We start from the raw sequence: 11,330 nt of genomic DNA on the forward strand, positions 1-11,330 counted from the left end.
TACTGAGAATTTAAAGATTGCGTAGTAGAATTAAAGTCATTTTATTTTGATTTTTCTAAATCCACAATAAATGTTAAAAACAAAAATATTTCAGAAAATCCTGTTTATCAATTAGAAGCAAATTATTTTAATTGATTATCAATAACAAATGAATTAGAAACAAACAATATTCCCTCTCTTATTCCATCAAAAATTAAATTATCAGATGGTGAATATGGTAAATATTTAACTAGTTTGATTATTTCTAACGACAAAATAGAAGACTATTTAAACTATTTTTCGCAATGATATAGATTACTTTATTCTAAAACAGTTTGAACAAGTATGACTAAAAATTTAGTTGAAGATAGTATTAAAATAACTTTTTATAAATACGAAAAACTATTTAATTTAAATCAAATTGAAATATCTGGCATTTGAGGTTATGGAAAGTATGATATTATAATTTTTACTGAAAAAGAACAAATTATTATTAATAATTTAGAGTTATTTAATAAAAATAATGAAATATTATCATTAATTACATTGGAAATATAAAAAGTCATTTTAAATAAAATGACTTTTTATATTTGTTTGTTCTTATTTAACTTTTATATTACCGTTTTCATCTAAAATTAAATTAGGTTCTTGTGTATTTGAATTTCAACGATAAACATATTTATATTGTATTTTATTTTTATCATTACTTCATTCGGTTCAATTTTTATTTATTTCATTTCATATTTGTAATTTTTTAATTGCTGTAATATAAAGAATAAATGAATTGTATGTATCTATTTTTTTTGTATTATTAAAATTATAATTAAAATTAATTATTCTTCAATTATTTTTTTCTTCCCCTCGTCATACAACATAATATCATTTATTATCAATATTATCAAACGGTTTTTCTTGGGGTGCTATTCATTCTAAGTTGTTTCTTATTTCTTGGTTAGTAGTATCTATTTGGTTTTCTTTTTTTAATTTATCTAATTCTCCTGGTGTATATTTTTGTGGTGTATTACAAGAAACTAAACTTGTTGTACTTGTTGCTATAAAAGTGATTATTCCTAAAATACTTAATATTTTTTTCATATTTTATTTACTTAATTAATAATTTTATTCAGGAGGAGTTGGACCAGATAATCAACTGGCTGTATTATTAACATCATAATCCACCTGATAAATTGTTCCGTTTTGATTTTCAGCTGTTAGTGCCCTACTTTTTAAACTAATGTTAATTATATTTCCATTTACATAATTAATTTTTTTAAGAATATTATTTCTTAAAAAATAAAGACCATTTGTAGTTCCAATATAAGTATCTCCAAGTTTTAAGTCTCCTTTTCTTAAATTTGCAATTTGAACTGTATTAGCAATTTTAAATATATTAATTTTATTACCATATATTGTTGAATTTTTGCAATATTGATTATTATTTGAATTTGATCTAATATATCTGTTATTTAAGGAAGTACCACAATTTTCAAAATATCTATAAATATTTCTTATATTTTGACCAGAAAAATCCATTGGTTCTGTTTGATTTGGTCTTGGAATTTGAGTTTCTTGTGATTCAATTTGATTATAATGAATTAAAAACCCTGAATTATTTCTAATTGCTTCATTTAATCAATTGGCGCTGAAATGTCTAAATCTTCCATATCCTGGATCCATATATGTATATTCTATTGTTTCTAAGTCAGAATTATCTCCATCAAAACCAGTAATTATAACAAAATGATTATGATTTTCAAATTCTCCGGGCATAACTCCCGTGAAGCCGAAAACTACCGGCATATTGTTTCTTAAACTATTAGAAACTATATTATAAAATTGACTATAGTTATTATATTCTGGTTGTAGTTCCATTGATTCGTATTGTCTTCTATTATTTAAATTATTATTATTAATAAAACTATTAATTACATTAACTAAATTTACAGGCCTTGTACCTATTGATTGATTTATACTTTGTACACTATGTGTTCTCATTAAATCTGATAAATAATGTTGAAAATTTACGTATCTGTGTACACGCCCATTATTCGCTATATTAAGTACCGCGTCTGTATTTAGTTGAAAATGTCTAAGAATTCACTCTACAGATGCTGGACCGCATCAATAATTAGCTCCTTGACTAAACCTTCTGCTAACTTCGCTTCCGTTATTGGGGTCTTTTAAAAAGAATTCTTCATGTCCTCTTTTAACCCTATTTAATTTTTCTAAATCATTATTTATTTGTAAATTAATATCATTATTAATTTCTTCTTTTTGATAAGGACTGGCGGCAGTTGTTGTTGGCACAGCAGTTCCACCAATAGTTAATACACTTAATAAACTTAAAAGTTTTTTCATTATTATTTCCTTTCTTTCATCTTGAAAATTTTTATCAAGATCCATTGAAATTATATATATATATACATACAAGTCAAGTATTTTAAAAGATATTATTTTAGAAAGGAGATGAATTAGAATGATTATTATTGTGATTATATTGTACTAAATCTGGGCTCGCGGTGATTTTCATAAGTTTGTGAAAAATTACTTAAAGTTTAAAAAAACTTTTGCCACGCTTTTCAAAATATTTGGGAAAAATTCTAAGCGTTAAGCGAAGAATTTTATAAAGGTTCCTAAATTTGTTTGAAAGAATTTCAAAATTTTTTTAACTTATAAGTCATTTTATCACAAAAATTTAAGAAAATCAACCGCTTGCCCAAAAATAAATTTTTATATTTTAAATAGAAAATACAATTAATAAACCCTTATAAAATAAGGGTTTTTTGTTGCTTGTTTTGCTATCGTCGTTTGTGGCGCATCGAGTGTTATTTTCGTGGGGAAATGGTAGAAAAATTAATAATCTTTTTTAAAAGATAAATTATTAAAATTAATATTTTTAATAAAAATATTAATTTTAATAAAAAATTAAAAAACTGTTTATTTTGTTAATTTTTGATATATAATATTAAAAATATTAATTTTAATAAAATTATTAAAATTAATAAAAAGAAAGGAATTAAAATGCCCCAAACAAAAAAGATTGATATAAATAAATTACCAGATATCCCAGAACAATTAAATAATACAAAGGATTTTAAAAATATAAAACCATATATAAAAAAGAAACAATGAGAAATTATCCCGACACTATCTATTTCAAAAGAATTAGCAATTTCTTTTCGAAAAGAAGCAAAAGAAAAAAAGTGAAAATTATCAACATTAATGGAACAAATATTAATTGAAAGATACGGAAAGGAAAACAAAAATAATGAAGATGATTAGTTTTAGCAATAAAAAGGGCGGGGTCGGTAAAACAACCTTATGTGAAAATGTTGCCTATAAATTTGCTCTTGATGGAGCAAAGGTCTTGTTAATTGACCTTGACCCGCAAGCAAATTTAACTATGGATTTTTTTAAAACAAATGATGTTATTGATATGTCGTTAATGGATTTAATATCAAGTAAAAATATTATTAAAAATACTGAAATTAATAAGATTGTAAAAAAATCTAAGTATAAAAACATTGACATTATTCCCGCACAAAAAGAATTAACAAAAAGTAGTTTAATTATTGGAACTATGTATGATAAAACAGAAACATACATTATTGCAGATATTATTTATCAATCAAACCAAGAAATTTTTGATAGTTATGATTATGTGTTGATTGATTACCCACCAACAATAAATGAAATGTCTTTAAATTGGTTAATATTATCTGATTTAATATTAATTCCTACGAACGACGCAATGCGTAGTTTTAAAGGAATTTTAGATTTGCGAGATAATTTAAATGTTATTTGTAGACAAGAAAAGAGAAACATTCCCGATATAAAAATTATATTTAATAATATAAAAGAAAATATTAATACTGCGACAATATTAAATTGATTGCAAAAAGAAGAATTAGAAAAATATATTTCAAAAACCGAAATTAGACATTCTGATATTTTTAAAACAATTGAAAACAAATTATCGAATGTTTGGGAAAATCAACACTATTGGCGTCAGAAACAAGCCTATGAAGAACTCATCAAGGAAATCAAATAAATATATAAAGGAAGGAAACTATATTTATGCATAAATTAATAAGCTTAGATGAAGATTTAAGTAAATGTGAAAATTGTGGTTTTGTTATTCAAAAGATCGATGATGAATGATTTACTATTAACACAGGCGATAAAAACTGCGGTAAATAATTTAATATTAAAAAATTAAAGTTGCTTAACAGCAATTTTTTATATTCCCATTTTAAAACGATACGGATAAGAACCATAAAACAAAGCATCATATGGGTCATGATACATTTTACTATCGGGTGTGTTTGTTTTGGTATCATTAAATCTTAGTTCACTAATGCACTTATCTAAAAATGGAAAATTATCTAACATTCCATATATTTTGCCTTGAACAAACATTTTTCTTATTCATGTTACACGATTAATTATTCCCGCTTCTTTATTAAGAGATGTCTGATGTTTTTTGGCTTTAAATATTTTAATTTTATAACCTAAATACGGATAAATATCTTTTTGTAATTTTTGCATAAAATCGTGGGCATTAATATCATAATGAAATGTAGCATATTCAAAACCATCAAATTTATCAAATGTATTAATTATTCATTGTCCGTAATATTCAACTATTTCATTTAAATTCATTGCGTTTTTTGGGGTAACAATATTTTCTTCAATTAAATATTTATCATATTCATTATTTTCATTAATTTTATAACCACTAAATAAAAACACTGTATGGTCTTCACTACCATTAGCATAATCAACACCAATTGAATAACTATCAAATTGATATTGTTTTGTATTAGTATTATAAAAATCTTGTAAATTATATTCTTTAATATATTTACGATAATTTCGTAAAACATAAATGCTAGGGTCATTATCGTTATATTCAAAACCATAGTATTCAAGTTCGAATAAGTCAGGTCGCTCTTCTTTGTTTGTTAAAACAAGTTTTTTAGTAATATCAGGAATTTTATTTCAAACAGAACCCATTGTTAATCGTAAATTAAAAACACCCAAACCATTAAATGCTTGTTTGTTTTCTGAATATATTTGATTGTGTTCTTTTAAAATATTTTTAATTCTTTCATTTAAAGGTAGATATGGCGTTACAAATTTTTCATAAAATACATGGTATTTATCAAAAGGGTTAAAAGTAAATTGATTAGAATATGTTTTATGAAAATATCTTGTTACTGTTATGTATTGTTTTGTTATATTATCTCATTCTTGAAATGTCCAAGATAATTCTTTTATTGGAATAGGATTGTCTAAATTATATTGTTCGTTATCATTTTCATCTGTGTATTTTTCATAAGATACTTTTAAACTTTTTGAACGAAACATTGAAACTCTTAAATTGTTATATCTTTTATCTAGTTCTTTATCAGTTAAGATTTCTTTTTCTTCCGCATGTATCATTTCGTCAGTTCATGCCAATATAATACCGCTACCTTTACCAACTTTTCCCATAATTTTATTACCATTAGCATAACCAGCAAAACTAATCCTAACACCACTAGGAAAAACAATCTCACCACCTTCTTTAACATTTTTAGGTCAAACAATGCCATTTTCATTTTCAGGTCCTATATCAATCCCATATTTATCATATAGATAGTTGCAGACATTAATTGTATCGCCAAAAGTGGTATCATCATGGGTATTGGCATATCTTCGTAAAATGTTAGATGAAGCATCGGTAAAATTACAAGCCATAAATAATTTTTCAGCCAGATGGTTTCATGTTTTATTTGTACCTCTTCCAGCTGAAACAAACTTAAAAAAACAGGATGAAGTAAAATATCGGGCATAACTATCACCAACAAAATCTTTAAATACTTCTCAATCAAAACCAAAATTATAGTCGCTAAAATTTAAATCATATTTTTTATTTAAATGTTCATAACTAATAATTCGTTTTTTGTTATTAATTTTTGTAAAATCTTGCATTTTTAAATAGCTTCCTTTTTTAAGGTTTTATGTTATAATTTAATTATCAATTACTAGATTACTAGCAAATTAATTTAAATAAAAATTATCTAAATAAGATATTTTTTTATTTTATAATAAAAATAAGAAAGAAATTATTTGTATGAGTTATAATATGGTACATAGTAGAAACAAGGAAACAAAACTTTTTTATACAAGTGTTAATTTTGTAAATCTGAGAATAAGAGTAAATTTATTGTTAAAACATGCTATAAATGTTTAAAACCAATACCAATAGAACAACAAAAGCAACATAAAAATAAGTATGGTTATAAAAAAATTGAAAAAGTAATTTTTTCATTTCTTGTACTAAAAGACAACATGCTTTATTAGTTAATTTAATAAAAAAATCAAATAATAATTTTTTAATAGCAAAAAAATATAAATTTTTAAATAAAAAAGGTAAGTTGTTTAGTTATTCAGCACCAGAATATAATAAAGTATGTAAAGCAATTAAAGAAATGATAAAGGAAATAAGTGATTAGAATTTTTAAAATAAAATATAATTTAAATTATTAAATTTTATTTTTTTATATTTACACTATTTTATTTATTGTTTCTAATTTTTACATAAAACACCCATAAGCATACAAATTTTAGAATTAGCAAAACTAAAAAATGCCTTATATGTGTTTTAATCCACGGAGCCCACTACCTCTCCTCGCTCGGACTTATTTAATTTTTTACCTCACTAAACACACCCTAGTTACAACGATAAAAAATATAAAGGTTTTATCTCTATTTTTATTGTGGTTCGATATGCCCCAAACCTTATCACCACTATCGTTTAGTTATTTTACAATAACCAACGCCGATTTACATACTTCCTCACGCCCTAATAATGCGCTTGCCTCGGCCGGCTTTTTTATAGTGTTTATTCACTTACATATTAAATTTTTATTTTTAATTTATTCACAACAACAAATTAAAAATAGTTAATTGTTTTTAATACAATTAACTATCTAGAGACATTATGTAAATTAATTAGAAGTTTTTTCTTTTAATAAAGATTAAACTATAATTAATTTTAATATTTAGTCGCTTTTAATTGTATTTATAACAATTTAAATATTAACAATTAAAATAATTTAATCGCTAATATCTAAATTATAACATGAAAATATTTTTATAAAAACTGTCCACCCTTTTTTTTTGTTATAATTGAAATTGGTAGATAAATTAATTATTTCTTATGATTTGCAATTTAAAGAGATATTTTAATTTGATTTTTTGTCTACTTAAAGCAAAAATAGCCTTTAAAATTAAAGGCTATTTTTATTGTATATATTATATTTGTTGTTATAATATACATTGAGTAAGCAACTCATAAGATTACTCAATATATAAAAAACACCAATTTTAGTCGCTTTTAATTGGTGTTTTTTATATACTTTTTAATAAAGTTCAATAGTATTTTGTTTACTATACTTTTTTAATAAAAATTTATACTAAAAATATAAAAATATATTGACAATAAAATTAAAAGTAATATAACTTAAATAAGTAAGTGATATATTATTCCACAATTTCTAAGATATTAATTTAAAATACTTAAATAATTTTAGTTCACATAAATTATTTTTTTTTAAAAACTATTTACGAAATAAAAAAAACAATTAAATTTTAAATTTAATTGTTTTTTTTATTTCGTCTGTTATAATTTAGATATTAGCGATTAAATTATTTTAATTGTTAATATTTAAATTGTTATAAATACAATTAAAAGCGACTAAATATTAAAATTAATTATAGTTTAATCTTTTATTTTAATTAATTTTTAAAAGTATAGTTAGGTCCTATCCACCTTACTTAATTTTTGTTAAATAAATAATAATTTTAAAGGTTTTAAATTTAAAAAATAATTAATTTATAAATATTTGAATTGTATTTATACAGTTTTTTTAATTTTTTATAAATTAATTATTTTTTAAATTATAAATGATGATTTATTTAAATATTTTTAAAACAGGAGGAAACTATATGCGTTTTGTAATGTGTTATAAAATTGGCAATGGTTGAAAACCAATAAAAGATGATAACAATAATTTTATAATTGAAAAAGTATTAAATAATAGCAAAACAGAGTTAAAAATATCAAAATTAAAATGCAATTTAAAAATTATTGATAATTGGTTTTATTTTGTTGAAAAATATAAAACAAAAGAAATAGAATCTATTTTGGATAAAAATGACTAAATATATTATTACAGTTGATCCTGCTGGAATTGGACAAACTGGTATTATTATTTATGATGTTTTGCAAAAGAAAATAATTAATAATATTACTTTTAATTCTAGAAATGAAGAAGAAGCAATAAGTAATATGTATTTAATATTAAATGAATTTAAAAATAAAATTTGTTCTTATTTAAATAAAGTTATTGTAATAATTGAAGATTATCAACTTCATAAGGGTTTAAAAATAAAAAATCCATTATCTACTCCTAAATTTATTGGTGGTTTAAAAGTTTTATGTAAATATCTATTTAATTTAACTTATGTTTTACAATCACCCGTTGTTAAAATAAATTATCTTTATAAAGGAAATATTAAAATGACAGAACATGAACATGATGCTTGGAAACACCTACAATATTTTTTAATCAAAGGAGTTGATAGAAATGGCAGAAAGAAAAAGTAATTTATCTAAAACATCAGTAACTAATAAAACTAAAATAAAAAATAAAAGGATTAATAAATTGGAGTTAAATGTTAGATTGTATGAAAATCCTATTAAAACCAAAATTAAAGCACTAGTTGCTGGTGGTGTTGAAGTTGATGCTTGTTCGGCTAAATGTCAATGAGATGGGTTAAATTACTCAACATTATCAATATATAATCCATCTGTTTTAACTAATTTTTTGAAATTAAAAAAAGATGATGAGATAAAAATTAAAGGCTCAGTATTTAATCAGTTAAATATAAAAACTAAACGATATTTTTTATCTTTTCGAGTTGATAGTTTTGAAATTATCCAAAAGGCTATTAGAAAAAGAACAAATACAAATATTAAAAAATAGGAGGATAAATAATGGCAATAAAAAATGTAAAATATGTTCTTATTGATGAAAATAATGAACCTATTAAAAATGAAAGTGGTAGTTTAGATATTAAAACTGCTGAAATTATTTTAGAAAATACTGATGAAGTTGAAGAATTTAATGCAAGTAATTTAGAAAATAGTAATCAACAAATCAACGAACTAAAAACAAAAAATACTGAATTAACTTCACAAATTGAAGAACAAACAATTAAATTAAAACAAATTGAAGTAATTGATTTTATTAATTCTTTAACTGATAATGAAGATTTTAAAAATGTTTTATTAAAATCTTATGATATTAGTGATTATATTGAAATCATTAAAGCACAATTGCAAAGTGTTTATGATGAATTAACTAAAGTACAAACAGTTAATACTGGTGGCGTACCAAAATCAGAAAATAAAGAAAACAATATTTTAGATACAGACAATGTATTTAATAAATAGAAAGAAGGAAGTAAATTATGGCACAAAATCCACAAAGAATATTCGGCGATATTGTTAATCAAGCAACACAAAAAGATTGTGAATCATTTGACCAATGATATCTACATACATATCAACAAAAATTTAGCTGAGAGGCATTATTTGCGTGAAAAGAAGCAAATAAGTTTGGTTTAACATATAAAAGAAAGAAAAATATTCAATATAATGAAGGTATAGGAAAAGATGGAAAAATATTTAATACTGATGACAGTCTTTTAAACTACACTGAAGTAAAGTTTGAAGATGGAACAGTTGAATTAGATACAATTTTAACTTTTGCTCGTAAATTAGACCCCGTAGAAAGTGATTTTAATCCTAATCTTTGAGCGGCCGATATTGAGCAAGCAATGGATACGGAGGTTGCTTATAAACGCAATAAAATTTTAGAAATTATTAATAAAGGAATTGTTACAACTATTCAAGGACAAAAAGCAGATGATACAAATGCTTTACAAGTCCATGATGAAATTATGGATAAAATATATGAAAATGGCTTTACACCATCAGAAACAGTTGTATTGGGTTCGGCTGATTTTATTCGTGGAATTCGTAATAAATTACAGTTACAACTTGGAGCAAACGACCAAATAAATAGCGTAATTGCAACAAGTGGAGCAATGAAAACTGTTGAAGGAACAACATATTATATGGTTCCAAAAAAATTACCAATTATTAATAAAGATGGTTCAGAAGGAACAATTGAATTATTACCAAATGGAGTTAATGCAATTGCCTTTAAATTTAGCAAAAAATATGACCAACTTATCTTACGTAAAAAAGATCACACCCCATTAAGGGTTGGCGCTGCGGCCTTAGGTACTGGTATGGGTAATACTTTAATTATGGAAAGAGTTTTATATTTAGGTGGAGCGGTAGTTGAAACGAAAGGAATTATTAAACATATTGTTACAAAAATTGATATTAGTGGAATTAATAAATTAGATAAACCAACAATTAATGTTGATACTCCAACACAAGTAACACCAGAACAATTAAAACCACAATTTAAAGATGTTATTTTTAAAGCAGTTAAAACTGTAGATAGTTCTTTAACTGAAAGTGATTTTGATTACTTTATTGAAAGTAAGGGTGAAGACTGACCGCTTGATATTACAAATGATAAAACTATTAAGGTTCAAATTGAAGGTAAAAACAAAGCAACTGGTCAAACAAGTCTGATTGATGTTAAAATTAAAAATTCTTAATAGTACTAAAAAATAGTACTTTTTCGTTTTATAAATTATGCCAATTGGAACATCTAAAACAGCCCTTATTTATGCTGTTAAAAAAATACCAACCAGATTGTCAATCCAACAACAACAAAAAAGTTTTGGTTTACAACTACTCGAATTTTTAGGAATTCAAGTTTTAGCTCTTGGTTTGTCAGTTTTAACTGGCGGGATTGCTTCTGCTATTGGTTTGGGAGCAGGATTATCTAATTTTGCCGCAGCATTTATCTCATTTGGAGTAGAAACAGCAACAGATTTTGCTGTAAATCAAATATATGATAGTTTAACCTCAGAAGTGACAGTAAAAAGTACTGCCTTAAATTTGTTACCAACAATTGGTGGTATTGGTAAATTAACGCGTGCTGCTCGTACAACTAGAATTTTAAAATTAGCAAAAGAAACTAAACTACTTGAAAAATTAGGTGTAATAACTGCTAATAATTTAGAAGATGTTGTAAAACAAGTTACGGGTAAAAAGATTTTATCTGATAAATTAATATTTGATTTTACAAAACAGGCTAATAATGAAACTTTATTATATACAATTGGTAAATTAGCCCGAAATGATTTTTATAAAG

12 protein-coding genes are annotated in these 11,330 nt (G+C 23.7%); 9 read left to right on the forward strand and 3 right to left on the reverse strand.

The genetic code is table 4. The features are described from left to right. Positions 1 to 537, forward strand: a 537-nt coding sequence (locus D9R21_RS06880) for a hypothetical protein (RefSeq protein ID WP_158613843.1), incomplete at its 5' end; no start/stop codon positions are given. A gap of 42 nt (positions 538 to 579) precedes the next feature. Here the strand turns inward: D9R21_RS06880 and D9R21_RS02005 are convergent. Beyond that, entirely contained in the window at positions 580 to 1,074 is a 495-nt protein-coding gene (locus D9R21_RS02005; RefSeq protein ID WP_126820889.1) for a lipoprotein, read from the reverse strand. A gap of 24 nt (positions 1,075 to 1,098) precedes the next feature. After that, positions 1,099 to 2,337 (reverse strand): C39 family peptidase, encoded by a 1,239-nt coding sequence (locus D9R21_RS02010; RefSeq protein WP_158613844.1) that lies wholly within the window; start codon positions 2,335 to 2,337, stop codon positions 1,099 to 1,101. A 594-nt stretch (positions 2,338 to 2,931) separates the two neighbouring features. Here D9R21_RS02010 and D9R21_RS02015 point away from each other — a divergent pair. Continuing rightward, on the forward strand, positions 2,932 to 3,261 hold the full coding sequence (locus D9R21_RS02015) for a hypothetical protein (RefSeq protein WP_126820891.1): 330 nt from the start codon (positions 2,932 to 2,934) through the stop codon (positions 3,259 to 3,261). Further along, entirely contained in the window at positions 3,248 to 4,030 is a 783-nt protein-coding gene (locus D9R21_RS02020; RefSeq protein ID WP_126820892.1) for a ParA family protein, read from the forward strand. Before D9R21_RS02015 ends, D9R21_RS02020 begins: the two co-directional genes overlap by 14 nt. A 188-nt stretch (positions 4,031 to 4,218) precedes the next feature. Here D9R21_RS02020 and D9R21_RS02025 read toward each other — a convergent pair whose 3' ends face one another. Beyond that, positions 4,219 to 5,955 carry a hypothetical protein gene (locus tag D9R21_RS02025; RefSeq protein ID WP_126820893.1) on the reverse strand — a complete coding sequence of 579 codons (1,737 nt, stop codon included), beginning with the start codon at positions 5,953 to 5,955 and terminating at the stop codon, positions 4,219 to 4,221. 2,019 nt (positions 5,956 to 7,974) lie between these two features. Between D9R21_RS02025 and D9R21_RS02030 the strand changes: the two genes are divergently transcribed. The 6 genes from D9R21_RS02030 to D9R21_RS02055 form a co-directional block, all read left to right on the forward strand. Further along, positions 7,975 to 8,190 (forward strand): hypothetical protein, encoded by a 216-nt coding sequence (locus D9R21_RS02030; RefSeq protein ID WP_126820894.1) that lies wholly within the window; start codon positions 7,975 to 7,977, stop codon positions 8,188 to 8,190. Continuing rightward, the gene (locus D9R21_RS02035) at positions 8,183 to 8,635 is read left to right on the forward strand and encodes a hypothetical protein (protein WP_126820895.1); all 453 of its coding nucleotides are present in this window, start codon (positions 8,183 to 8,185) and stop codon (positions 8,633 to 8,635) included. The genes D9R21_RS02030 and D9R21_RS02035 overlap by 8 nt, the downstream gene beginning before the upstream one ends. Next, positions 8,616 to 9,014, forward strand: a complete 399-nt coding sequence (locus D9R21_RS02040) for a hypothetical protein (RefSeq protein ID WP_126820896.1) — start codon at positions 8,616 to 8,618, stop codon at positions 9,012 to 9,014. The genes D9R21_RS02035 and D9R21_RS02040 overlap by 20 nt, the downstream gene beginning before the upstream one ends. Positions 9,015 to 9,025: 11 nt before the next feature. Beyond that, positions 9,026 to 9,484, forward strand: a complete 459-nt coding sequence (locus D9R21_RS02045) for a hypothetical protein (protein WP_126820897.1) — start codon at positions 9,026 to 9,028, stop codon at positions 9,482 to 9,484. Between the two features lie 17 nt (positions 9,485 to 9,501). Next, complete coding sequence (locus tag D9R21_RS02050; RefSeq protein WP_126820898.1) at positions 9,502 to 10,728, forward strand: hypothetical protein; 1,227 nt, start codon at positions 9,502 to 9,504, stop codon at positions 10,726 to 10,728. A 37-nt stretch (positions 10,729 to 10,765) separates the two neighbouring features. After that, the coding region (locus D9R21_RS02055) for a hypothetical protein (RefSeq protein ID WP_148108818.1) at positions 10,766 to 11,330 on the forward strand (565 nt) is incomplete at its 3' end.

The sequence above is a fragment of the Spiroplasma endosymbiont of Megaselia nigra genome (assembly GCF_003987485.1).
Lineage (GTDB): Bacteria > Bacillota_I > Bacilli_A > Mycoplasmatales > Mycoplasmataceae > Spiroplasma.